At 73.1% G+C, this 26,631-nt stretch carries 6 protein-coding genes and 2 pseudogenes; 7 read left to right on the top strand and 1 reads right to left on the bottom strand.

Features of this window, described 5'->3' with window-relative positions:
• Positions 1–212 precede the first annotated feature (212 nt).
• The 7 genes and pseudogenes from RLT57_RS11710 to RLT57_RS11680 all read left to right on the top strand — a co-directional run bounded on the left by RLT57_RS11710 (position 213) and on the right by RLT57_RS11680 (position 25,657).
• Positions 213–11,423 carry a non-ribosomal peptide synthetase gene (locus tag RLT57_RS11710; protein ID WP_311297331.1) on the top strand — a complete coding sequence of 3,737 codons (11,211 nt, stop codon included), beginning with the start codon at positions 213–215 and terminating at the stop codon, positions 11,421–11,423.
• A complete protein-coding gene (locus RLT57_RS11705) occupies positions 11,420–22,246 on the top strand; it encodes a non-ribosomal peptide synthetase (RefSeq protein WP_311297330.1) in 10,827 nt (3,608 codons plus the stop codon). The genes RLT57_RS11710 and RLT57_RS11705 overlap by 4 nt, the downstream gene beginning before the upstream one ends.
• Positions 22,247–22,310: 64 nt before the next feature.
• A complete protein-coding gene (locus tag RLT57_RS11700; RefSeq protein WP_311297329.1) occupies positions 22,311–22,805 on the top strand; it encodes a hypothetical protein in 495 nt (164 codons plus the stop codon).
• Between the two features lie 352 nt (positions 22,806–23,157).
• Complete coding sequence (locus RLT57_RS11695; protein WP_311297328.1) at positions 23,158–23,286, top strand: LPFR motif small protein; 129 nt, start codon at positions 23,158–23,160, stop codon at positions 23,284–23,286.
• Between the two features lie 264 nt (positions 23,287–23,550).
• Positions 23,551–24,232 (top strand): annotated as a pseudogene (locus tag RLT57_RS11690) (site-specific integrase).
• A gap of 76 nt (positions 24,233–24,308) precedes the next feature.
• On the top strand, positions 24,309–24,719 hold the full coding sequence (locus RLT57_RS11685) for a GlcG/HbpS family heme-binding protein (protein WP_311297327.1): 411 nt from the start codon (positions 24,309–24,311) through the stop codon (positions 24,717–24,719).
• A 92-nt stretch (positions 24,720–24,811) separates the two neighbouring features.
• Complete coding sequence (locus RLT57_RS11680) at positions 24,812–25,657, top strand: SDR family oxidoreductase (RefSeq protein WP_311297326.1); 846 nt, start codon at positions 24,812–24,814, stop codon at positions 25,655–25,657.
• 144 nt (positions 25,658–25,801) lie between these two features.
• On the opposite strand, the pseudogene RLT57_RS11675 reads toward RLT57_RS11680, so the two are convergent.
• Positions 25,802–25,921 (bottom strand): annotated as a pseudogene (locus RLT57_RS11675) (DUF4158 domain-containing protein); the annotation flags it as partial.
• Between the last annotated feature and the right edge of the window lie 710 nt (positions 25,922–26,631).

The following is a 26,631-nucleotide window of genomic DNA, read 5'->3' as shown; positions in this document are numbered from 1 at the left end:
CGGGTCGGCCCGCGCGGTGCCGTGAGGCGGTCGGCCTCCGTACGGGGGCGGCTTTTCGGCGGCCGGGCGCCCGGACCGGATCCTCCGCCTCGGCCCCGACGCCGACGCCGCCCGCCCGCTCGATACCGGTCGCCGCGGCCGTGGCGCGGGCCGGCCGGGACGTCGCGCCCCCCTCCTCACTTCACCGGACTTACCTGAACGGCGGAATTGGCATGCGCGAAATCGATTCCCGTGTCCTACCGCTGACCCGCGCCCAGCAGGGCGTGTGGTTCAGCCAGCATCTGGACCCGGCGAACCCGAAATACAACATCGCCGAATGCCTCGCGATGGCGGGCCGCATCGACGAGGCCGCGTTCGCCGAGGCCGTGGCGAGAGCCGTACACGAGTGCGAATCACTGCACGTCGAGTTCTTCACGACCGACGGATTGCCCTACCAGCGTCTGTTGCCGCCGCGCCGGGTACCGCCTTCCCTGGTCGATCTGACCGCGCATTCCGATCCGTCGGCCGCCGCCGAGAGACTCATGGCCGGAGACCTGCGCAGACCGGCGGACCCGACGCGGCCCGCCGAACTCTTCACCCACTTCCTGATCAAACTGGCCGACGACCGGTACCTCTGGTACTCGCGCTACCACCACCTCGTGGTCGACGGGCTGAGCGTCTCGCTGGTGGCCCGCCGGGTGGCCGAGCTGTATACGGCACATGTGCGCGGGACCGCCGTCGAGGCGAGCACCGCGTCGCTGCGGGCACTGGTGGACGGCGAGCGGGCGTACGAGGAGTCCGCTGAGTACACCCGGGACCGTGCGTACTGGGCCGGCCGGCTGGCGGACTTCACGGCACCGGACGCCCTCGTCGCGCGGCGCGCGGCGGCGAGCCGCCGCACCGTCGAGGAGCGAGCCGGTGAGGAGCGGGCCGGTGAGGAGCGGGCCGGCATCCGGCGGGCCGGTGAGCAGGAGGGCAGCGCGCCCGGCCTGCACGCCGCCGAAGGACTCGGCGCCGAGGTCCTGGCCGGGCTCAAGGCCGTCGGCCGTGCCGCCCGGACGAGTTGGTCGGCCGTCGCGGTCACCGCCGCCGCGCTGCACGTCTCGCGCGCCACCGGGTCCGCCGACGTCATGCTCGGCCTGACCACCAACGGGCGCGCCGGCGCTCTCGGCGACACCCCCGGCATGACCGCCAACGTCGTCCCGCTGCACGTGCGAATATCACCCGGCACGACCGTGGGCGGGCTGATCAAGGACGTGGCGGCGGAGATCCGGGGTGCCCTGCGCCACCGCCGGTACTCCCGCGAGATGCTGGTCCGGGACATGAGGATCCCCGGCGGCTCGAACCTCATGACCAGCCTGGTGGTCAACGTCATGCCGTACGACTACGGCCTGGTGTTCGGCGACACCCCGGCGACGTCCCGCGTCCTGTCCACGGGCCCGGTGGACGAGATCGCGTTCTTCCTGTCCGAACGCTCCGAGGACGTGGGCCCCCTCATCGGGTTCGACGCGAACCCGGATCTCTATCCGCCCGAGAGTCTGGCTCCCCATCAGCGCGGAATCGTCGCGCTGTTGACCTCGCTCTCCCGCGCACTGCCCGGGACGCCGGTCGCCGCTCTCGACGCCGTGTCGCCCGGGGAACGGGCCGAGCTGCTGGCGTCCGGGCGTGGGCCGGCGCGGGAGCTGCCGGAGCGCACGTTTCCGCAGTTGTTTGCCGAGCAGGTGGTGCGGGCTCCGGGGGCTGTTGCGGTGCGTGATGGTTCGCGGGCTTTGACGTATGGCGAACTGGATGTGCGGGCTGATCGGTTGGCCGGTCGTCTGGTCGCTGGGGGTGTTGTCCGGGGGTCGGTGGTGGCTCTGGCGCTGCCCCGCCGGGTGGAGTTGGCGGTGGGGGTGCTGGCGGTGTTCAAGGCGGGTGCCGCCTACCTGCCGTTGGATCCGGCGTATCCGCGGGAGCGGCTGGCGTACATGATGGACGACGCGCGGCCGGTGCACCTGATCACCACCGGCGACCTCGCGGCCCAACTGCCCACGTCAGGGCTGCCGATGACCATGCTGGATGCGGATGCGGATGCGGATGCGGATGCGGACACCGGCGCGGAGACGGACGCGGCGCAGGACGCGGACGAGCCGGGCGCCTTCCCGGCGGCGCCGCCTTCCGTCGGTACCCGCCCCGATCAGCCGGCCTATGTGATCTACACCTCGGGGTCGACCGGTCGGCCGAAGGGTGTGGTGGTCACGCACCGGGGTGTGGCGGGTCTGGTGCGTACGCATGCCGAGGTGCTGGGGGTGTCGGGTGCCAGCCGGGTGTTGCAGATGGCGTCTCCGAGTTTTGATGCCGCGTTCTGGGAGTTGGCGATGGCGTTGGGCAATGGTGCCGCGCTGGTCTTCGCGGATCCTGCCACCCTTCTGCCCGGTCACGAACTGACGGCGCTGGCCGCCAAGGAGGGCATCACTCACGTGACCCTCACCCCGGCCGTGCTCGCTGCCACCCCGTATGACACCGAGGCGTTCGCCGGGGCTCGCATCGTCCTGGCCGGTGAGGCGTCGGCCCCGGAGCTGGTGCGGCGGTGGGCGCCCGGGCGCCGGATCCACAACGCGTACGGTCCGACCGAGACCACCGTCTGCGCCACCATCAGCGCCCCCCTGGACCCGGCCGGTTCCGGCCCCCTGTCGGTCCCGATCGGCACGCCCGTCATCAACAGCGCGCTCTACGTGCTGGATGCGGGGTTGGGGTTGGTTCCGCGGGGTGTGGTGGGTGAGTTGTATGTGGCGGGTCCGGCGTTGGCGCGTGGTTATCTGGGGCGTCCGGGTCTGACGGCGGGGCGGTTTGTTGCTGATCCGTTCGGTCCCGCGGGCGGCCGGATGTACCGGACGGGTGATCTGGTGCGGTGGGATGCGGACGGCCGGCTGGAGTATGTGGGCCGTGCTGATGATCAGGTGAAGTTGCGTGGTTTCCGGATCGAACTGGGTGAGGTCGAGGCGGCGTTGGCCGCCTTGGACGGGGTTGGTGCCGTGTGCGCGGTCGTGCGCGAGGACCGGCCCGGGGACCGCCGGCTCGTCGCCTACCTGACGGGCACCGGAGACACCCGGGACACTGGAGGCTCCGGAGCCGCCGACCTGCCCGAAGCCGCGGCGCTGCGGGAGGCGCTCGGGGCGGTACTGCCCGAGCACATGGTGCCGTCGGCGTTCGTGGCACTGCCCGCGCTGCCGCTCACCCCCAACGGCAAGGTGGACCGGAGCGCGCTGCCCGCACCCGGCGCGACGGGCACCGCCGGACCGTCGGGCCGGGCGCCGCGCACCCCGCGGGAGCAGGTCCTGTGCGGGCTGTTCGCGGAGGTGCTCGGCGTGCCGGATGTCTCCGTGGACGATGACTTCTTCCTGCTCGGCGGCCACTCCCTGCTGGCGACGCGGCTGATCAGCCGGGTCCGCTCGGTGCTGGGCGCGGAACTGTCGGTGCGGGAGCTGTTCGAGCACCCGACGGTCGCCGGGCTGGCCCGCGTCGGCGACGGCACCGGCCGCGCCCGGCCGACGGTGGGTGTCCTCGACCGGCCCGAGCTGCTGCCGCTGTCCTTCGCGCAGCGCCGGCTGTGGTTCCTCAACCGCTTCGAGGGTCCGAACGCCACCTACAACGTGCCGCTGACCGTCGACCTGGAAGGACCGCTGGACATCGCGGCACTCCAGGCGGCGCTGGGCGACGTGGTGGGGCGGCACGAGACGCTGCGCACGGCGTACCCCGAGAGCGCCGGCGTCCCGCACCAGGTGGTCCTGCCCCCGGAGCGGGCGGTACCGCGCGTCGGCGTCACCGACGCGAACGCGGAGGACATCGGCGGGCATGTCGCGCGGGTGCTGGCCGAGCCGTTCGACGTGACGGCTGATCTGCCGTTGCGTGCGTGGTTGTTCCGGGAGGCGGTGGACCGGCACACGCTGGTGGTGGTGGTTCACCACATCGCGGCGGACGGGTGGTCGCTGGATCCGCTGATGCGGGATCTGGCCGTCGCGTATCGGGCCCGACTCCAAGGCCGCGCGCCGACTTGGGCGCCGCTGCCGGTGCAGTACGCCGACTACACCCTGTGGCAGCACGAGCTGCTGGACGGTGAACAGGGCGTGGCGGCCGTTCAGTCGGCGTATTGGCGGGAGACGCTGCGGGGGCTGCCGGAGCAGATCGCGCTGCCGCTGGACCGGCCCCGGCCCGCGACTGCCGCCGACCGCGGGGAGATGCACCTGCGGACGCTCGACGGCTCGCTGCACGAGGGGTTGCGGTGGCTGGCGCAGGAGACCGGTACCAGTCTGTTCATGGTGCTGCAAGCGGGTCTGGCGCTGTTGCTGCACCAGCATGGGGCCGGTACGGACATTCCGCTGGGTACGCCGATCGCGGGTCGGACGGATGACGCGCTGGACGAGTTGGTGGGGTTCTTCGTCAACACCCTGGTGCTGCGGACGGATCTGTCCGGGGATCCGACGTTCCGGGAGTTGCTGGGGCGGGTCCGGGATGCGGATCTGCGTGCGTACCAGCACCAGGATCTGCCGTTCGAGCGGCTGGTGGAGGACTTGAACCCGGTGCGGGCGCGCAACCAGTCGCCGCTGTTCCAGGTCATGCTGGCGCTCCAGAACCAGCGGACCGCCCGCGTCGACCTGCCCGGGATCGACGCCGCTGTCCTGCAACGCCACAACGGTGTCAGCAAGTTCGACCTGACCTTCTCCTTCACCGAGCTGCCGGACGCGGGCGGTCTGCATGTGGCCGTCGAGTTCGCCACCGAGCTGTTCGACGCGGCGACCGCCGGCCGTCTCACCGACCGCCTCGCCCACCTGCTCACCCAGCTCACCGCCGACCCCGACCGGCCGCTCACCCACTACACCGCCCTCACCGATCAGGAAAGAACCGACACCCTGGCCCTCGGCGGGCGGACAGCGGTCCGCCCGGAGCCGACCCCCAGCGTCCCGGAGGTCTTCGCCGAGCAGGCGGCCCGCACCCCGCGGGCCGTCGCGGTACGGGACGACACGACCACCCTCACCTACGCCGAACTCGACGCGCTGACCGCCGCACTGGCGGGTGTGCTGGTCGGGTGCGGGGTGCGGGCCGAGGGCGGGGTGGCGGTGCTGATGGACCGCTGCCCGGGAGTTGTGGTGGCGTCGCTCGGCGCCCTGCGCGCCGGGGGTGCGTATGTGCCGTTGGACGGGCGGTGGCCGGTGGCGCGGATTCGGCAGGCGGTCCGTACGGCCGGTGTCCAGGTGCTGCTGGTGGATGCGGTGTGGCGTGGTCATGCCTGGGTGGCCGAGGCCGTCGCCGCCGGGATCCGGGTACTCGAGCTCGACCCGGCCGGCTGTGTGACGCAGGGGGCACCGGAGTTGCCCGGCGCGCTGCCCGAGGTGGTCGGCGGCGGTGAGCGGTTGGCGTACGTGATGTTCACCTCGGGTTCGACGGGTGAGCCGAAGGCGGTCGCGGTCACGCACGCGGATGTGCTGGCGTTGGCCCGGGACACGTTGTTCGAGGGTGTTTCCGACGCGGTGCTGATGCATTCGGCGTACGCCTTCGACGCGTCCACCTTCGAACTGTGGGTGCCGCTGCTGGCCGGCGGGCGGATCAGGATCGCGCCCCCCGGCGTACTGGAGCCCGCCGCCCTCACCCGGATCGTCGCCGACGAGGGACTCGGGTCGGTGTTCGTCACGACGGCGCTGTTCAACGTCCTGGCGGAGGCGGACCCGGCGGTCTTCGCGGGTCTGCGGATGGTCTGCACCGGAGGGGAGAAGGCAGCCGCCGGAGTGGTGCAGAAGGTGGCCGCCGCCTGTCCCGGGACCGCCGTGCACCATGTCTACGGCCCGACGGAGACGACGACCTTCGCCACCCGGCACCTGGTCCGGTCCGGCGACCGGTCGGAGGTGGTGCCGCCGATCGGGCGGCCACTGGACGGCATGAGCCTGTACGTCCTGGACCGGCGCCTCCAGCCGGTTCCGTCCGGTGTGCCGGGCGAGTTGTACGTGGCCGGCGCCGGTCTGGCGCGCGGCTACCTGGGGCGGCCCGCGCTGACCGCCGGGCGGTTCGTCGCCGACCCTCACGGTCCCGCGGGCGGCCGGATGTACCGGACCGGGGACCTGGCGCGGTGGAACGCCGACGGCCGGCTGGAATACGTGGGCCGCGTCGACGACCAGGTCAAGCTGCGCGGCTTCCGGATCGAACTCGGCGAGATCGAGGCCGCGTTGACGGCGCTGCCGGAGGTCCGTGGCGCGACGGTGCTGCTCCGGGAGGACCGGCCCGGCGACCGGCGGCTCACCGCCTACCTCACCCGGACCGAGGACGGCGCGCCCTTCGACCCCGTGCGGCTGCGCGACGCGCTCCGGACGACGCTGCCGGACTACATGCTCCCCGCCGCGTTCGTCGAACTCGCCGCACTCCCGCTCACCCCGAACGGCAAGATCGACCGCAACGCGCTGCCCGCCCCCGACCCGGCCGCCGGTGGCGCGGCGGAGGGCCGCCTCCCGGGCACCCCGGGCGAAGAGGCGCTCGCCGGGATCTTCGCCGACCTCCTCGGCGTCCGACAGGTCTTCGCCGACGACGACTTCTTCGAGCTCGGCGGCCACTCGCTGCTGGCGACGCGGCTGGTCAGCCGGGTCCGCACGGTGCTGGGCGCGGAGTTGGCGATCCGGGACCTGTTCGAGCACCCGACGGTGGCCCGGCTGGCCGCGGCGCTGACCGCGACGGGTGACGGGCGCCGCCGGATATCCGCCGCGGACCGCCCGGAGCTGCTGCCGCTGTCCTTCGCGCAGCGCCGCCTGTGGTTCCTCAACCGCTTCGAGGGCCCCAACGCCACCTACAACGTGCCGCTGACCCTGCGCCTTGAGGGCGCTCTGGACGTGCCGGCACTCCGCGCCGCACTCGCCGACGTGGTGGGACGGCACGAGACGCTGCGCACGGTCTACCCGGACGCCGACGGCACCCCCCACCAGCTGGTCCTGCCCGCCGAAACGGCCTCCCCCCAGGTGGAGTCGGCCGACCCGCCCGGCGGTTCGACGGACGACGGGATCCGCGCGTGGGTCGACGCGGGCGTACGGAAGGCCATGCGGACGCCGTTCGACGTGACGGCTGATCTGCCGTTGCGGGCTTGGCTGTTCCGGGAGGCGGTGGACCGGCACACGCTGGTGGTGGTGGTTCACCACATCGCGGCGGACGGGTGGTCGCTGGATCCGCTGATGCGGGATCTGGCCACGGCGTACCGGGCCCGGCTGGAGGGGCGTGCGCCGGAGTGGGCGCCGCTACCGGTGCAGTACGCCGACTACACCCTGTGGCAGCACCGGCTCCTGGACGCGGAGGGTGTCGCCGACGAGCAACTGGGGTACTGGCGGGAGGTGCTACGGGACCTGCCGGAGCAGATCGCGCTCCCGCAGGACCACCCGCGCCCGGCGATCAGCGCCCACGTGGGCGACGCCGAGGTGCGTACCCTCGATCCCCTCGCGCACCGCGCGCTGCGGCGGCTGGCGCAGGATACCGGTACCAGTCTGTTCATGGTGCTCCAGGCCGGTCTGGCCCTGCTGTTGCACCAGCACGGCGGTGACACCGACATCCCGCTCGGCACCCCCATAGCCGGTCGTACGGATGACGCGCTGGACGAGTTGGTGGGGTTCTTCGTCAACACCCTGGTGCTGCGCACCGATCTGTCCGGCGACCCCACTTTCCGGGAGTTGCTGGGGCGGGTCCGGGATGCGGATCTGAGTGCGTACCAGCATCAGGATCTGCCGTTCGAGCGGCTGGTGGAGGACTTGAACCCGGTGCGGGCGCAGAACCAGTCGCCGCTGTTCCAGGTCATGCTGGCGCTCCAGAACCGGCAGACCGCCCGGCTCGACCTGCCCGGGATCGACGCCGCCGTCATCCAACGCCACAACGGTGTCAGCAAGTTCGACCTGACCTTCTTCTTCACCGAGCTGCCCGACGCGGGCGGCCTGCACACCGCGGTGGAGTTCTCCACCGAACTGTTCGACCCCGCCACCGTCACCCGGCTGCTCGACCGGTTCACCCACCTGCTCACCCAGCTCACCGCCGACCCGGACCGGCCGCTCACCCGCTACACCGCGCTGGCCCCGGACGAACGCGCCGAGGTGCTGGCCCTCGGCCGGGGCCGCGCCGACGAGCCGACGGATCTCTCCCTGCCCGCGGCCTTCGCGCAGGCCGCCGCCCGGAACCCCGGGGCGGTCGCGGTCCGGGCGCCCGGTGTGGAGCTGACCTACCGGGACGTGGACAGGCACTCCGAGTACCTGGCGGGTGTGCTGGTGGGGTGGGGGGTGCGGCCCGAGGGTGGGGTGGCGGTGCTGATGGACCGCTGCCCGGGGCTCGTTGTCGCGTCCCTGGGCGCGTTGCGTTCGGGGGGTGCGTATGTGCCGTTGGACGGTCGGTGGCCGGTGGCGCGGATTCGGCAGGCGGTCCGTACGGCGGGTGTCCAGGTGCTGCTGGTGGACGCGGTGTGGCGGGACCACGCCTGGGTCCGGGAGGCGGCCGTCGCCGGGATCCGCGTGCTCGAACTCGACCCGGCCGGCCGATTGTCCGAGCAGGAGCCGCTCCCCCGCGCGGAGTTGCCGCCGGTCGGCGGCGGTGAGCGGTTGGCGTACGTGATGTTCACCTCGGGTTCGACGGGTGAGCCGAAGGCGGTCGCGGTCACGCACGCGGATGTGCTGGCGTTGGCCCGGGACACGTTGTTCGAGGGTGTTTCCGACGCGGTGCTGATGCATTCGGCGTACGCCTTCGACGCGTCCACCTTCGAACTGTGGGTGCCGCTGCTGGCCGGCGGGCGCGTCGTGGTGGCGCCGCCCGGCGTGGTCGGTCCCGAGACGCTGGCCCGGATGGTACGGGACGAAGGGGTCGGCGCGCTCTTCTTGACCACGGCGCTGTTCAACGCGCTGGCGGACGCGGACCCGGCCGTCTTCGCGGGTCTGCGGATGGTCTGTGCCGGAGGGGAGAAGGCAGCCGCCGGAGTGTTGCAGAAGGTGGCCGCCGCCTGTCCCGGGACCGCCGTGCACCATGTCTACGGCCCGACGGAGACGACGACCTTCGCCACCCGGCACCTGGTCCGGTCCGGCGACCGGTCGGAGGTGGCGCCGCCCATCGGCCGGGCGCTGGACGGCATGAGCCTGTACGTCCTGGACCGGCGCCTCGCCCCGGCTCCCCGGGGCGTCACTGGTGAGCTCTACCTCGCCGGCGCCGGTCTGGCGCGCGGCTACCTGGGGCGGCCCGCGCTGACCGCCGGGCGGTTCGTCGCCGACCCGTTCGGCCCGCCGGGCAGCCGGATGTACCGGACCGGGGACCTGGCGCGGTGGAACACCGACGGCCGGCTGGAATACGTGGGCCGCGTCGACGACCAGGTCAAGCTGCGCGGATACCGGATCGAACTCGGCGAGATCGAAGCGGCGTTGACCGGGCAGAAGGGAATCTCGACGGCCTGCGCGGTGGTCCGCGAGGACCAGCCCGGCGACCGACGGCTGGTCGCCTACCTCACCGGCACCGAGGACCGCTCGTCCGAGGCGGAGTTGCGGGCCGCGCTGGCGGTGACGCTGCCGGACTACATGGTGCCCGCCGCGTTCGTCGAACTCGCCGCACTCCCGCTCACCCCGAACGGCAAGATCGACCGCAAGGCGCTGCCCGCCCCCGGGCCCGCCGCACGCGCCGCCGACGGCGGGCGCGTTCCGCGCACCGCCCAGGAGGAGGCGATCTGCGGCGTCTTCACCGAGGTGCTGGGGTTGGACCGGGTCACCATCGACGACGACTTCTTCCAACTCGGCGGCGACAGCATCCTGTCCATCCAGGTCGTCAGCCGGGTACGGGGCGCCGACCTGGCGATCACCCCGCAGGACGTGTTCGTGCACCGTACGCCCGAGCGGATCGCCAGGGTCGCGGCACCGCTCACGGCCGGTCCGGCGGCGGGTCCCGACACCGGCACCGGCCCGGTTCCACCGACGCCGATCGTCACCTGGTTCCTGGACCGGCCCGGTGGGCAGGACGGGTTCAACCAGTCGATGACCTTCCGGACCCCGGCGGACGCGACCGAGGCCGGTCTCGCGCGGACACTCCAGGCGCTGGTGGACACCCACGGCGCGCTGCGGCTGCGGCTCGCCGCGGATCCCGACGGCGGCCGGCCCGCGCTGGAAGTGCCGGACGCGGGCGCGGTGTCCGCGGCGGCGGCGCTGACCCGGGTGGACGTCTCCGGACTCGGCACCGCCGAGTCCGAGGCGGTCTACGTCCGGGAGGCGGAGGCGGCCCGCCGGGCGCTGGCGCCCGCGGCGGGTACGGTGCTGCGGGCCGTCTGGTTCGACACGGGGCCGGGCCGCTCCGGCCGGCTGCTGCTGGTCGTCCACCACCTGGCGGTCGACGGCGTGTCGTGGCGTACGCTCGCCGCCGACCTGCCCGCGGCCTGGGCCGCGGTGGGCCCGCGGGACCGGCCGGGCGGCGCGGACGTGCTGCCCCTGCCGGCGACCTCCTTCAAGCGGTGGGCGCAACTGCTCACCGCGGACGCCGCCACCGACCGCCGGGTCGCCGAACTGCCCTATTGGCAGGACGTGTCGCGCACCCCCGATCCGCCGCTCGGCCGGCGCGCGCCGGACCCGGCACGGGACACCGCGCAGCGGCTGGCCACGCACACGGTCGAACTGCCCGAGGAGTGGACCCGGCCGCTGCTCACCACGGTGGCGTCGGCGTACCACGCGGGCGTCAACGACGTGCTGCTTGCCGGACTGTCGCTCGCGGTGGTCGACTGGCGCACCCGCCGCGGGCTCTCCGACCGCACCGAACTGCTGCTGCACCTGGAGGGCCACGGACGCGAGGAGATCGCGGACGGCGCGGACCTGTCGCGGACGGTCGGCTGGTTCACCAGCCTCTTCCCGGTCCGCCTCGACCCCGGCCCGGTGCCGCCGCTGACCGCCGCGCGGATCCCGGGCAGCACGCTCGACCGCGCACTGAGGCAGGTCAAGGAGCAGTTGCGGGCCGTGCCCGGCCGGGGCCTGGGCTTCGGACTGCTGCGGTACCTGAACCCCGCGACCCGCGACGTGCTGGCCGGGACCGACACCGCGCCGCAGATCGGCTTCAACTACCTGGGCCGGATCCCGGGCACCGCCCCGGCGGCCGGCGGCGACTGGCAGGTCGTCTTCGACGCGCCCGCCCCGCGCAGCCAGGACCCGGACATGCCCGCCTCGCACGTACTGGAGCTCAACGCGCACACCCGGGACCTGCCGTCCGGGCCGCGGCTGTTCGCGCAGTGGTCATGGCTGCCGGAGCTGCTGCCTGAGCCGGACGTACGGGAAATGGCGGACACCTGGCTGCGGGTGCTGCGCGCCCTGGTCGAGCACGTCCGCGGCACCGGCGCGGGTGGCTTCACCCCGTCGGACATGCCGCTGGTCACCATCAAACAGGCTCAGCTGGACCGGCTGGCCGGCAAGCTGACGGACAAGTGGGGGAGAGGGAAATGACCGGGTTCGGCCTGGAGGAACTGCTGCCGCTGACGCCGTTGCAGTCGGGAATGCTCTTCCACTCGCTGTACGACGCCGACGGCGTGGACGTGTACACGGTGCAGATCGTGCTGGAGACCGAAGGGCCCGTGGACGCGGGCCGGTTGCGCGGCGCGGCGGCGGCGCTGCTGCGCCGGCACGCGAACCTGCGGGTCGGCTTCCTGCACGAGGACCTCGACGAGCCGCTACAGGCGGTGGCCACCGAGGTGCCGCCGCGCTGGCAGGAGATGGACCTCAGCGGCGGGGAACGGGCCGACGCGGAGGCGGAGCTGGCCCGGTTCCTGGCCGCCGACCGGGCCGAGCGGTTCGACCTGGCCGAGCCGCCGCTGCTGCGCCTGTGCCTGGTCCGGCTGGCGCCGCAGGAGCACCGGTTGGTGCTGACGAGCCATCACATCCTGTGGGACGGCTGGTCGATGCCGGTGCTGCTCCGGGAGCTGCTGGAGCTGTACGCGCGGGACGGCGACGACAGCGCGCTGCCGCCGGTCACCCCGTTCCGCACCTACCTGGCGTGGCTGGCCGCCCGCGACCGGGGCGCCGCCGAGGCGGCGTGGCGGCTCGCGCTCGCCGGGCTCGGGTCCCCGACGCTGCTGGCCGGCCCCGGCGGCTCGGACGGCGGCCGGGCCCCGGCCGCCGCGCTGCCGCGACGGCTGGTCGCCGCGCTGCCCGGGGAGACCACCGCCCGGCTGCGCGCGACGGCCAGGAGCCAGGGCCTGACCCTCAACAGCGTGGTGCAGAGCGCCTGGGCCATCGTGCTGGGCCGGGCCACCGGGCAACAGGACGTCGTCTTCGGCACCACGGTGTCCGGTCGGCCGCCGGAGATCCCCGGCGTCGAGTCGATGATCGGCCTGTTCATCAACACCATCCCGGTACGTGTCGACATACGCCCGCAGGAGTCGCTGGCGGAGCTGAGCGCGCGGGTGCAGGAGGAACAGGCGCGGCTGCTCGACCACCAGCACCTGGGGCTCACCGAGATCCGCGCGCTGACCGGGCTGCCGACGCTCTTCGACACCCTCGCCGTCTTCGAGAACTACCCGCTGGACGCGGTGTCGGAGCAGCCGCCGCGGGACGGGCTGCCCCGGCTGCGGGTCACCGGCTTCCAGGGCGCGGACGCCACCCACTACCCGCTCGCCCTCACCGTCGACCCCGGAACCGAACTGCGGCTCGCCCTCAACTACCGCGCCGACGTCTTCACCGAGGAGGCCGTCGCCTCCCTCGCCGACCGGGCCGTCGCGCTGCTCACGACGATCGCCGAGGACCCCGGCCGCCGCGTCGGCACCCTCGACGTCCTCACCGCCACCGAGCGGGACACCCTGCTCGCGCTCGGACGCGGCGCCGTGCGGCCGCAACCGGCCGCCACCTACCCGGAGTTGTTCGCCGAGCAGGTCGCCAGGACCCCCGGGGCGGTGGCCGTAGGGGATCCCGCGGGCTCCCTGACCTACGCCGAACTCGACGCCCGAGCCGACCGGTTGGCGGCTCACCTGGCGGCGCGCGGCGCCGGTCCCGAGCGGATCGTCGCTCTCGCCCTGCCGCGCGGCACGGACCTGGTCGTCGCGATCCTGGCCGTACTGAAGTCGGGCGCCGCGTACCTGCCGCTGGACCCGGCCTACCCTGCGGCACGCCTGGCCCACATGCTGGACGACGCCCGCCCGGTGCACCTGGTCACCACCGGCGAGATCGCCGCCGGTCTGCCCGCCACTGACGTGCCGGCCACCGTACTGGACGCCCCCGACCCGCAGTCCACCGGCGGACCGGCCCTTCCGCCGCGGCAGGACCGGTCCGCCGGCCACCCGGCCTATGTGATCTACACCTCCGGTTCCACCGGCCGCCCCAAGGGCGTCGTCGTCACACAGGGCAACGTGGTGGACTACGTGTCCTGGGCGCGGACCGCGTATCCCGGGGCGGCGGGCCACGCATCGTTCCACTCCTCCATCGCCTTCGACCTCACCGTCACCTCCGTGCTGGTCCCGCTGACCGCGGGCGGCCAGGTCACCTGGGACGACCTCGGTGCCCGGCCGGCGGCCCCGCGGGCCTGGCCCGGGACGTACCGGTTACTGAAGGTCACCCCGAGCCACCTGGCGCTGCTGGAGCACCTGGACCGGCCGGAGTTCGCCGGGGACCTGGTCGTCGGCGGTGAGCAGCTGACCGGTGGTGTGCTGCGCCGCTGGCGGGACGGCAACCCGGCCGCGACCGTGGTCAACGAGTACGGGCCGACCGAGTGCACCGTCGGCTGCGTCGCCCTCCGTATCGGCCCCGGGGAGCCGGTCCCCGCCGCGTCGGTACCGATCGGGACCCCGGTGTGGAACACCGCGGTGTACGTGCTCGATCCGGCGCTGGCCCTCGCCCCGCGCGGTGTGGCGGGTGAGTTGTACGTGGCCGGTGCCGGAGTGGCGCGCGGCTACCTGGGGCGGCCCGGTCTGACCGCGGGGCGGTTCGTCGCCGACCCGTTCGGCCCGCCGGGCAGCCGGATGTACCGGACCGGGGACCTCGTGCGCTGGAACGCCGACGGACAGCTCGACTACCTCGGCCGCGTCGACGACCAGGTCAAGCTGCGCGGATACCGGATCGAACCCGGCGAGATCGAGGCCGCGTTGACGGCCCTGCCGGAAGTCCGGGGCGCGGCCGTGCTGCTCCGGGAGGACCGGCCCGGCGACCCCCGGCTGGTGGCGTACGTCTCCACCGCCGCACAGGGCGCCCCGCCGCTCGACCCGGCGCTGCTGCGGGCCGGACTGGCAGCCGTGCTGCCGGACCACATGGTGCCGTCGGCGTTCGTGGAACTGTCCGCGCTGCCGCTCACCCCCAACGGCAAGACCGACCGGGACGCGCTGCCCGCGCCGGACCCGGCCGGGCCGGCCGGCCGCCCCGGCCGCCAGCCGCGGACGCCCCAGGAGAGCATCCTGTGCGGGCTGTTCGCCGACCTGCTGGGCCGCCACCAGGTGTCGATCGACGACGACTTCTTCGACCTCGGCGGCCACTCGCTGCTGGCCACGCGGCTGGTCGGCCGGATCCGCTCGGTGCTCGGGGTGGAGCTGCCGCTGCGCGACCTGTTCGAACACCCCACCGTGGCCGCTCTGGCACCCGCCGTCGCGGGCGCCTCGTCGGCCCGCGACGCGGTGCGGCCGGCCGAGCGTCCCGACGTGCTGCCGCTGTCGTTCGCCCAGCGGCGGCTGTGGTTCCTGGGCCGGCTGGAAGGCCCGAGCGCCGCCTACAACATCCCGCTGACCCTGCGGCTGACCGGGGAACCGGACGTCGACGCGCTGAGAGCCGCGCTGGCCGACGTGACCGGCCGGCACGAGACGCTGCGCACGGTCTTCCACGAGACGGACGGCGCCCCGCGGCAGCACATCCTGCCCCCGCGGGAAGCCCGGCCCCACCTGGCGGTCATGGAGGTCCCCGCCGGCCTCTCGCCGGCCGGGGCGCGGGAGTGGGCGGACGGCGCGGTGGGGGCCGCGGTGCGGACGCCGTTCGACGTGACGGCTGATCTGCCGTTGCGGGCTTGGCTGTTCCGGGAGGCGGTGGACCGGCACACGCTGGTGGTGGTGGTTCACCACATCGCGGCGGACGGGTGGTCGCTGGATCCGCTGATGCGGGATCTGGCCACGGCGTACCGGGCCCGGCTGGAGGGGCGTGTGCCGGAGTGGGCGCCGCTGCCGGTGCAGTACGCCGACTACACCCTGTGGCAGCACGAGCTGCTGGACGGTGAACAGGGCGTGGCGGCCGTTCAGTCGGCGTATTGGCGGGAGACGCTGCGGGGGCTGCCGGAGCAGATCGCGCTGCCGCTGGACCGGCCCCGGCCCGCGACTGCCGCCGACCGCGGGGAGATGCACCTGCGGACGCTCGACGGCTCGCTGCACCGCGCGCTGCGGGAACTGGCGCAGGAGACCGGTACCAGTCTGTTCATGGTGCTGCAAGCGGGTCTGGCGCTGTTGCTGCACCAGCATGGGGCCGGTACGGACATTCCGCTGGGTACGCCGATCGCGGGTCGGACGGATGACGCGCTGGACGAGTTGGTGGGGTTCTTCGTCAACACCCTGGTGCTGCGCACTGATCTGTCCGGGGATCCGACGTTCCGGGAGTTGCTGGGGCGGGTCCGGGATGCGGATCTGCGTGCGTACCAGCATCAGGATCTGCCGTTCGAGCGGCTGGTGGAGGATCTGAACCCGGTGCGGGCGCGCAACCAGTCGCCGCTGTTCCAGGTCATGCTGGCCCTGCAGAACCAGCGGGCCGCCCGGCTCGACCTGCCCGGGATCGACGCCGCCGTCATCCAACGCCACAACGGTGTCAGCAAGTTCGACCTGACCTTCTCCTTCACCGAGCTGCCGGACGCGGGCGGTCTGCATGTGGCCGTCGAGTTCGCCACCGAGCTGTTCGACGCGGCCACCGCCGGCCGTCTCACCGACCGCCTCACCCACCTGCTCACCCAGCTCACCGCCGACCCCGACCGGCCGCTCACCCACTACACCGCCCTCACCGACCGGGAACGGGAGGAGGTGTCGGCGTTGGGGGGCGGCCCGGTACGAGAACTGCCGGAGCGGACGTTCCCGCGGCTGTTCGCCGAGCAGGTGGCGCGCACACCCGAGGCCGTCGCGGTGCGTGACGGGTCGCGGGCGTTGACGTACGGCGAACTGGACGCGTGGGCCGACCGGTTGGCCGGCCGCCTGGCAGCCCGGGGCGCGGCCCCGGAGACGGTGGTGGCTCTGGCGTTGCCCCGCCGGGTGGAGTTGGCGGTCGCGGTGCTGGCGGTGTTGAAGGCGGGGGCCGCCTATCTGCCGCTGGACCCGGCCTATCCGCGGGAGCGGTTGGCGTACATGATCGAGGACGCGCGTCCGGTGCACCTGATCACCACGGAACGCCTGGCGGCCCAACTCCCTCCGTACAAGGTTCCCTTCACCCTGCTGGACCGGGAGGAGGAGGCCGCGGACCCGGCCGGGGCACCCGGCGGCACCCACCCGGTCGGCACCGGACACCCCGACCGCCCGGTCCATCCCGACCATCCCGCCTATGTGATCTACACCTCCGGCTCCACCGGCCGTCCCAAGGGCGTCGCCGTCACCCACCGCGGCTTCAACAGCCTGGTCCGCAGCCAGACCGCCGTTCTGGGGATGGGCGCCGGCAGCGCGGTGCTCCAGCTGGCCTCGGCCAGCTTCGACGCCGCCTTCTCGGAGATCGCCTCGGCCCTGCTGAGCGGCGCGACGCTGGAGATGGCCGACGCCGACACCCTGCTGCCGAACGCCGGCCTGGCCGACACGCTCCGGGACCGCGGCATCACCCACGTCACCATCACTCCGGCCGTGCTCGCCGCGCTGCCCCCCGACGAGACCCTCCTGCCCGGCGCCACGATCCTGCTCGCCGGCGAGGCGTCGTCCCCGCAACTGGTGCGCCAATGGGCGGACGGACGCAGGCTGTTCAACGGCTACGGCCCGACCGAGACCACCGTCTGCGTCACCATGAGCGCCCAACTCGCCGCGGTCGGTCCCGACGCTCCGGGGCACACGGTGCCGATCGGTACGCCGGTGGTCAACAGCCGGGTCTACGTGCTCGGTGACGCTCTCGACGTGGTTCCGCGGGGTGTGGTGGGTGAGTTGTATGTGGCGGGTCCGGCGTTGGCGCGTGGTTATCTGGGGCGTCCGGGTCTGACGGCGGGGCGTTTCGTGGCTGATCCGTTCGGATCGCCGGGCAGCCGGATGTACCGGACCGGTGACCTGGTGCGGTGGGGTGCTGGTGGTCAGCTGGAGTATGTGGGCCGTGTCGACGGTCAGGTGAAGTTGCGTGGTTTCCGGATCGAGCTCGGTGAGGTGGAGGCGGCGTTGGCCGCTTTGGACGGTGTGGGTGCCGCGTGTGTGGTCGTCCGTGAGGACCGGCCCGGCGACCGCCGGCTCGTCGCCTACCTGACCACGACCGGGACGAGCGGCGACCCCGGTCCGGCCGGCCCGCCGGTGGAGGTTGCGCGGCTGCGTACCGCGCTGGCCGCCACTCTGCCGGACCACATGGTGCCGTCGGCGTTCGTGGAACTGTCCGCGCTGCCGCTCACCCCCAACGGCAAGGTCGACCGGCGCGCCCTGCCCGCGCCCGACGCCGGTGGCCGCGGCCCGGCCGGACGCGCCCCCCGTACCCCGCAGGAAGAGACGCTGTGCGGGCTGTTCGCCGACCTGCTCGGTGTGCCGGACGTCTCCGTGGACGACGACTTCTTCCTGCTCGGCGGCCACTCCCTGCTGGCGACCCGGCTGATCAGCCGGATCCGCTCGGTCCTGGGCGTGGAGATCGCGGTACGCGATCTGTTCGAACACCCGACCGTGGCCGCCCTCGCCCGGATCATCACGGGTGCCGGCGACGGCCGGCGGCCGGTGGCCGCGGCCGAGCGGCCCGACGTGCTGCCGCTGTCGTTCGCCCAGCGGCGGCTGTGGTTCCTGGGCCGGCTGGAAGGCCCGAGCGCCGCCTACAACATCCCGCTGGCGGTCCGGCTCGACGGCACCCTCGACGTCCCCGCACTCCAGGCGGCGCTGGGCGACGTGGTCGGCCGGCACGAGACGCTGCGCACCCGCTACCCCGAAGCCGGCGGCAGCCCGTACCAGTCCGTGCTGCCAGCGCGGGAGGCGGCGCCGCGCCTGGTGCTGCGCGACGCGGGCCGCGGTGATGTCGGCGGGCATGTCGCGCGGGTGCTGGCCGAGCCGTTCGACGTGACGGCTGATCTGCCGTTGCGTGCGTGGTTGTTCCGGGAGGCGGTGGACCGGCACACGCTGGTGGTGGTCGTTCACCACATCGCGGCGGACGGGTGGTCGCTGGATCCGTTGACCCGGGATCTGGCCGTCGCGTATCGGGCCCGACTCCAAGGCCGCGCGCCGACTTGGGCGCCGCTGCCGGTGCAGTACGCCGACTACACCCTCTGGCAGCACGAGCTGCTGGACGGCGACGGCTCAGAATCCACCGGCGGCCTGGCCGCTGAGCAACTGGCGTACTGGAGGGAGGCGTTACGCGGCTTGCCGGAGCAGATCGCGTTGCCGCTGGACCGGCCCCGGCCCGCGGTCGTCACCCACCGCGGCGACATCCGCCTGGCGACCTTCGAACCCGCCGTGCACGAGGGGTTGCGGTGGCTGGCGCAGGAGACCGGTACCAGTCTGTTCATGGTGCTGCAAGCGGGTCTGGCGCTGTTGCTGCACCAGCATGGGGCCGGTACGGACATTCCGCTGGGTACGCCGATCGCGGGTCGGACGGATGACGCGCTGGACGAGTTGGTGGGGTTCTTCGTCAACACCCTGGTGCTGCGGACTGATCTGTCCGGGGATCCGACGTTCCGGGAGTTGCTGGGGCGGGTCCGGGATGCGGATCTGCGTGCGTACCAGCATCAGGATCTGCCGTTCGAGCGGCTGGTGGAGGATCTGAACCCGGTGCGGGCGCAGAACCAGTCGCCGCTGTTCCAGGTGATGCTGGCCCTGCAGAACCAGCGGGCCGCCCGGCTCGACCTGCCCGGCCTCACCGCCACACCGCTCACCGGGCACGGCGGTGTCAGCACGTTCGACCTGACCTTCTCCTTCACCGAGCTGCCGGACGCGGGCGGTCTGCATGTGGCCGTCGAGTTCGCCACCGAGCTGTTCGACGCGGCGACCGCCGGCCGTCTCACCGACCGCCTCACGCATCTGCTCACCCAGCTCACCGCCGACCCCGACCGGCCGCTCACCCACTACACCGCCCTCACCGACCGGGAACGGGCCGACATCCTGGCCCTCGGCCGCGGACAGGAAGCCGCTGTGCCGGCGGCGACCTTCCCGCAGCTGTTCGCTGAGCGGGTGGCGCGTATGCCGGAGGCTGTCGCGGTGCGTGACGGGTCGCGGGCGTTGACGTATGGCGAACTGGACGCGTGGGCCGATCGGTTGGCTGCTCGTCTGGCTGTTCGGGGCGTGGTGGCGGGGTCGGTGGTGGCTCTGGCGTTGCCGCGGCGGGTGGAGTTGGCGGTGGGGGTGCTGGCGGTGTTGAAGGCGGGGGCCGCTTATCTGCCGCTGGACCCGGCCTATCCGCGGGAGCGGTTGGCGTACATGGTCGAGGACGCGCGTCCGGTGCACCTGATCACCACCGGCGAGCTCGCCGCCCAACTGCCGCTGCATGACCTCCCGTCCACGCTGCTGGACCGGGAGGAGCTGAGCGCGGACCCGGTCGGGACACCCGGCGTTACCCACCTCGTCCATCCCGATCAGGCGGCCTACGTGATTTACACGTCGGGTTCGACCGGTCGGCCGAAGGGTGTGGTGGTCACGCACCGGGGTGTGGCGGGTTTGGTGCGTACGCATGCGGAGGTGCTGGGGGTCGGTGTCGGCAGTCGGGTGTTGCAGATGGCGTCGCCGAGTTTCGATGCCGCGTTCTGGGAGGTGGTGATGGCGCTGGGCAGTGGTGCCACGCTGGTTCTCGCCGATCCTGCCGTTCTCCTCCCGGGTCCCGGACTGACGGCGTTGGCCGCGCGGGAGGGGATTACCCATGTGACGTTGACGCCTGCCGTGCTCGGTGCCGTCCCGTACGGCGCGGAGGCGTTCGCGGGGGCCTGTGTCGTCCTGGCCGGTGAGGCGTCGAGCCCGGAGTTGGTGCGGCGCTGGGCGTCCGGCCGCCGGATTCACAACGCGTACGGCCCGACCGAGACCACGGTCTGCGCGAGCATCAGCGCACCCCTGGACGCGGTCGGTCCCGACGCTCCGGGGCACACGGTGCCGATCGGTACGCCGGTGGTCAACAGCCGGGTCTACGTGCTCGGTGACGCTCTCGACGTGGTTCCGCGGGGTGTGGTGGGTGAGTTGTATGTGGCGGGTCCGGCGTTGGCGCGTGGTTATCTGGGGCGTCCGGGTCTGACGGCGGGGCGTTTCGTGGCTGATCCGTTCGGATCGCCGGGCAGCCGGATGTACCGGACCGGTGACCTGGTGCGGTGGGGTGCTGGTGGTCAGCTGGAGTATGTGGGCCGTGTTGACGGTCAGGTGAAGTTGCGTGGTTTCCGGATCGAGCTCGGTGAGGTGGAGGCGGCGTTGGCCGCTTTGGACGGTGTGGGTGCCGCGTGTGTGGTCGTCCGTGAGGACCGGCCCGGCGACCGCCGGCTCGTCGCCTACCTGACCCCGGCGGCGGACCGGATCCTGCCCGACGACGCGGAGTTGAGAGCGGCGCTGGCCGAACGGCTGCCCGACCACATGGTCCCGGCCGTCCTCGTCCACCTCGCCGCGCTGCCCCTCACCCCCAACGGCAAGGTGGACCGCCGGGCGCTGCCGGCACCCGGCACCGCGGCCCCCGCCGGCGGCCGGGCCCCGCGCACCCCGCAGGAGGCGGCCCTCTGCGAGGTCTTCGCCGACCTGCTCGGCGTCTCCCACCTCTCCATCGACGACGACTTCTTCCACCTCGGCGGCCACTCCCTGCTGCTGGTCCGGCTGGCCCAGCGGGTGGACGAGCTCTTCGGGGTGCGGCTGCCGATCAGGGGACTGTTCACCGCCACGACGGTCGCCGCCGTGTCCCGGCTGCTGGACCGGGCGCGCGAGGGCGACGCGCTCACCGGGCCCGTCGACCTGGTCAAGGAGGTGGAACTGCTGGGCGACGTCCGGCGCACCCGGGCCACCGGGCCGACCGCGGGCGCCGGCCGGACACTGCTCACCGGCGCCACCGGCTTCCTCGGCGCGTTCCTGCTGCGTGACCTGCTGGAGTCGTCCGATGAACCGGTCGAGTGCCTGGTCCGGGCGGCCGGCCCCGAGCAGGGGCTGGACCGGCTGCGGGCAGCGCTCACCCACTACGGCCTGTGGCGGGCGGGCTACGAGCGGCGGATCGTGGCGCTGCCCGGCGACCTGTCCGCCCCGTCGCTCGGCTGGGACAGGTGCGCGCTGACCACGCTGAGCCGGCGGGCCGGCACCGTGATCCACAACGGCGCGGACGTCAACGTGCTCGCGCCCTACGGGAGTCTGCGGGCCGCGAACGTCGACGGCACCAGGGAGCTGCTCCGGGTGGTCGCCGACGCGCCTTCCGGCGTCCTGCACTACGTCTCCACGACCAGCGTGTACGCGCCCGGCGGCGGCCCCGGCCCGGTCACCGAGACCACGACGCCCGGCCCGCCGGACGCACTGACCAGCGGTTACGCACAGAGCAAGTGGGTGGCCGAGGGCATCGTGGACCTGGCACGGCGGCACGGTGTGCCGGTGCACGTGCACCGCCCGGGGCGGATCGCCGGCGACCGCACCACCGGGGCCTGCCAGGAGCGGGACCTGCTCTGGCAGTTCGTCAAGGGCTGCGTGCAGGCCGGCGCGGTGCCGGACGGGACGGCCGAGTCGACCGGGTGGGTCCCGGTGGACCACGTCAGCGCGGCGATCGTCCGGCTGACCGGTGAACAGCTCGCGCCCGGCTCCAACTTCCACTTCACCGATCCGTCCGCGCCGACCGTCGACCGGGTCTTCACCGTGCTCCGCGACCGCGGTTACCCCCTCCAGCAGGTCACCCCCGATCGGTGGTTGGAGCGGGTGGGGGCGCAGACCGGCAATGTGGCCCAACTCCTGCTCGGCATGCGGTCCGACGCCCAGGCCGATGCCCGGGGGGAGGCCGGCGCCGGCAGCGGAGCCGACACCCACGCCCGGAACGCGCTGCCCGGTGCCGCCGACGTCGCGCCGCCCGCCGGCCGCGCCTTCGACTCCTCCCGTACCGCGGCGCAGCTGGGCCGACTCGGCATCCGGCCGCCGCGGATCACCGACGGCACGGTGCGTACGTACGTCGACTACTTCGTACGCACCGGATTCCTGCCCGCGCCCGAGCCCGGGGCGTCCCGTGCCGACGGCCGCTGACGCCTCCGCCCCGCCGACTCCGGGCGCCGCCCGGCCGCCCGGCCGCCCCTCCCCGAGGAGACCGATGACCCACGCCCACCGCAACCGCGCCCTGGCCACCGGCGCGCCCGCCCTGCTGCTGGCGGCGGCGACGCTCGCCCTGCCGGCCGCGGCGCACGCCGACACGGCCACGGCGGACGCGGCGGTGACCCTGACCGCGACCCCGCAGTTCGCCCTGCTGACCCCCTCGATCCTCTACACCGTCACGGTCACCGACAACGGCCCGGACGCGCTGTCCGGCGCCCGGGTGACCACCGCGGTCGCCGACGTCCTCACCCCGGCGTCCGGCGGCGCCTGCACCACCAACCCGGGCAGCGCCGTCTGCTCCTTCGGGCCGATCGCGCCGGGCGCGTCGCAGTCCCGGACGTTCACCCTGCCGATCAACCCGGTCACCCTCGCACTGACCATCCGGGCCACCGCGACGATCACAGCGGCCTCCGCGGCCGACCCGGACACCACGAACAACGCTGAGACGGTCGACTGCACGTATCTGACCGCCCTCGACGTGCGCTGTTCCTGAACCACCGCTCCCGCGGGAACGCCCGTGCGAACCCCGGTCCCAGCCGGCACCCGCACGGGCGCGGGAACCGCCGCGGAAGGCGGGTGGCACCGCCCCGGGCCTCGGTGGGCGGATCGGCCCGGAGCGGAGCCGGGCTGCACGGTCCGCCCGGCTCGGCGGCTGACCCCGGGCCTCGGCTGCCCGGCCCGACTCGGCCCGACTCGGCCCGACTCGGCTCGGCTCGGCTCGGCTCGGCTCGGCGGGCAGCCGGGTTCCGCGGGCCGCGGTTCCGCCGGGCCCGCCCAGATCGCCGCCGTGACGTCGCCCAGCCTGGGTGGGCACCCCGTAAAAAAGGCCAGCGGAAGGTTCCGTCATGCTCAGTGCGATCGCGGATGTCCTCGGAAAGATCGGCGGCGCCGTCGCCACCGTCACCACCCTGCCGTTCCGGGCCCTCGCCCGGCTCCTCGGGGGCGCATCCTCCAGCGCCCACGGCCGCCACTGAGCAAGCCCGCGGCCGGGAGACGCCGGTCGGGGCTCCGGGAAGGCACGGCCCCCATGACCCGGGGGCTGAGGAACATCCGTGTCAGATCGTGCGCTAAGCGTCCGTCGTCCCTGGTGGGCGGTCGGCGAGGTGTTGGCCTCGGGGCGGGTCTGAAGTCGTTCCACGGATAACGCCCTGTTATCTGAAAGTTTTGGTTCGTCACCTGCGGTGACTTTCTCGGGGCCGTACGTGAAGCGGCCCTGTTATCCGTGGCAAGGGGAAGCGGTGCCCACCGTCGTGCAACTGCCGGCCGGGAAGGCGTTGACCGTCCGCGCGGCGGCCGACGCCTTCCTCGACTCGCTCCGCAACCCGAACACCGTCCGTAGCTACGGGGTCGGGGTCGGCAGGACCGCCGAGCGGATCGGGGAGGCCCGCCCGCTCGGGTCGGTCGCGGACGACGAGATCGGCGAAGCCCTGGAGCTGCTGCGGGGCACCGCGGCGGTCAACACCTGGAACGCCCGCCGGGCGGCCGTCCTGTCCCGGCTGGGCTGGTGTGCGCAGTACGGCTACGACGGCCCGCGGGTCCCGGCCGGGACGAAGCGGCTGGCGGTGCCGGACTCCGAGACTCCGGCCCGCTCGAAGATGGCCGTGGACCGGCTCATCGCCCGCCGCGAGGTCCACCTGCGGGAGAAGGCGCTGTGGCGGATGCTCTACGAGACCTGCGCCGCGCGGAGGAGATCCTCGACGTGAACATCGAGGACCTGGACCTCGCCGCCCGCCGCTGCCCGGTCAAGGCCAAGAGCGCCCGGGGCTGACCGAACTCGGCGTACAAGGGGCCTCCCCGCTGATGCTGATGGCGAAGTCAAGGCACAAGAAGCCGGAGAACGTCCGCCGCTACTTCAAGCCCTCGCACGAGGCGATCTCGGAGCTAACCAGCCTCCTCGTGCCCGGCGATGCCCGGCGCTGAGTCACCGCTCTGGGCGTGCCGCGCGAACGGGTCTGCCGAATGGCGTCCTGCCGTTCCAGGATCTACCGTCTCTCGTATGCGCAGTACACATACCGTGGGTCTCAGCGATGCCCGCCGGATCATCGACGCGGGCATCGCTGAGGCGGACCGTATCGGTTCCCCCGGCAACATCGCCGTCGCGGATGCAGGCGGCAGCCTGGTCGCTCACGCGCGGATGGACGGAGCCCGGCTCGGCAGCATCGAGCATTCCATCGACAAGGCGCACACCAGCGTTCTGTTCCGGTCGGCCACCGGCGATCTGGCCCGGGACTCCGAGCCGGGCGGGCAGTTCTGGGGCATGGCCCTGTCCGGGCTGGGCCGGGTGCTGGTCTTCGCGGGCGGGGTCCCTCTCAGGGCCGATGGAGAGGTGGCGGGCGCGGTCGGGGTCAGCGGCGGCTCGCAGGAGCAGGACACCGCCGTGGCCAAGGCCGCGGTCGCGGCCTTGTAGACAAGCCGGGCGCGGGTACAGCGGCTGGGCGGGGCATCTGGGGATCGGTGCCCGGAACAGGCCGGACACCAGCACAGGAAGGTTCGACGACCATGGCGGGACCGATTCTCATCACCGGAGCGGGCAGCGGCTTCGGCAAAGAGGTCGCGCTGCGACTCGCGGCGGCCGGGCACCAGGTGATCGCGGGCGTGGAGATCATCGCCCAGGTCAGCGCGGTGCGCGCCGAGGCGCGCGAGCGGGGCGTCGAACTGCGCGTGGAGAAACTCGACGTCACCGACCCCGGCGACCGCGAGAACGCCTGGTCCTGGGACGTCGAGGTCCTCCTCAACAACGCCGGGGTCTCCGAGGGCGGTGCCACCGCCGACATCCCCGAGGAACGGTTGCGTCGGCAGTTCGAGGTCAACGTCTTCGGGCCCGTCCTGCTCACCCAGGGCATCGCCCGGCAGATGGCCGCGCGTCGCAGTGGGCGCATCGTCTTCATGTCCTCGGTCGCCGGACTCACCGTCGACCCGTTCACCGGTGCCTACGCCGGATCGAAGCACGCGGTGGAGGCGTTCGCCGACGCGCTGGACCAGGAGCTGGCCGAGTTCGGCGTCACGGTCGCCACGATCAACCCCGGCCCGTTCCTGACCGGCTTCAACGACACCATGTTCGAGACGTGGAAGGAATGGCGCGACGACCCCGCCGACCGCCTCTACGACTACGCCGAACTGGCCTTCCCGCACGAGCAGTACGACCCCGAACCGGTCTACGAGCGCACGGTGCGCGTCCTGCTCGGCGAGGAGAGCCGCTACCGCAACTTGCTGCCCGAAGAGATGGAGCCACAGGCCCGCCGGCAAGTAGACGCCTTGTGGGACCGGAAGCTCAACGACGGCAGCCCCCCCGCCCTCGTGCAGAAGGCGTACGACATCAGTCCGGCCACACCGGTTCGGGACTGACTTCCCGCAGCCCCGAGCAGCCCGTCCGCACCCCTAAACCACGGGGATGGCTCCAGGCTGACGCTCACTCGTCGTCAGCGGCGTGCTTGTCGCGCAGAGGCCGCAGCCCGCCGGGCAGTTCGGGGAGCTGGTCGCTCACGGCTGCACCGCCTCCCGGTCCGCGTCGTCCAGGAAGAAGTACCGCTCCAGCTCCGCCCGCGAGGGCGCCTCGTGGAACGACCCGTACCGGTCCGCCTGCTCATCCGTCAGAAACTCGACCGCCACAACAGCTCTCCGAGGATCGACAACAACGACCCACGAAGGCTCAGGCACTCAATCACCCAAGGTCGAAGCACCGAACAACGAGGCAAACCCTTAGCGCACGATCTGACACGGATGTCCCTCCGCCCCCGACCCGCGCTCCGCAGGCAGGGCTTCAGCAGCAGCCGGTGGTGCCGGGGCCGCCCTCGACGTCGTAGCGCGGTGTGCTGAGCGAGCGCAGCGGGGAGTCCGGCTTCTGCGTGCGCGTGATGTACGTGCCCGGTGTCAGGTCGCCGATCTGCTGGTACCGGCCGGTGACGTAGGGTTCGGTCCCGGTCCGGTAGCCGGACCCCGGGCTCTGCTTGGGGATTTATCCGCCGGGCGGCACGATGACCGGGTAGACGGGCCCGAGCGCGTCCTGGGTGATCGTGAAGGACTCCTCGGTGTGGGCGTCCGGGCCGGCGCGGTGGGCAGGGGGAACGAGAGGTAGCGCACGTTGAAGGGCGCGCCCGACGGCTGTGCGGGGATATCACCTGCCTTTACGGCCGAGATGCCCTCGTATGAGAACGTCCTGCCTGCTGCCTGCTGCCTGCTGCCTGCTGCCTGCTGCCTGCTGCCTGCCGCCTGCCGCCCGCCGCCCGCCGCCCGCCGCCCGCCGCCCGTGGACGCCCCCGCCGCGCGGATCGCCCACAAACCGCTCCGGTTCCGCCGGCCCGCGGGTGGGCGGAAAGGTC

Origin of the sequence: Streptomyces sp. ITFR-21, assembly GCF_031844685.1 — a bacterium.
GTDB lineage: Bacteria > Actinomycetota > Actinomycetes > Streptomycetales > Streptomycetaceae > Actinacidiphila.
This window is presented reverse-complemented; position numbering and strand designations above follow the sequence as displayed.

Excerpts from the sequence above, each read along its gene's own strand:
- RLT57_RS11710 (WP_311297331.1), top strand. The coding sequence starts at position 213 with ATGCGCGAAATCGATTCCCGTGTCCTACCGCTGACCCGCGCCCAGCAG.
- RLT57_RS11705 (WP_311297330.1), top strand. The coding sequence starts at position 11,420 with ATGACCGGGTTCGGCCTGGAGGAACTGCTGCCGCTGACGCCGTTGCAG.
- RLT57_RS11700 (WP_311297329.1), top strand. The coding sequence starts at position 22,311 with ATGACCCACGCCCACCGCAACCGCGCCCTGGCCACCGGCGCGCCCGCC.
- RLT57_RS11695 (WP_311297328.1), top strand. The coding sequence starts at position 23,158 with ATGCTCAGTGCGATCGCGGATGTCCTCGGAAAGATCGGCGGCGCCGTC.
- RLT57_RS11685 (WP_311297327.1), top strand. The coding sequence starts at position 24,309 with ATGCGCAGTACACATACCGTGGGTCTCAGCGATGCCCGCCGGATCATC.
- RLT57_RS11680 (WP_311297326.1), top strand. The coding sequence starts at position 24,812 with ATGGCGGGACCGATTCTCATCACCGGAGCGGGCAGCGGCTTCGGCAAA.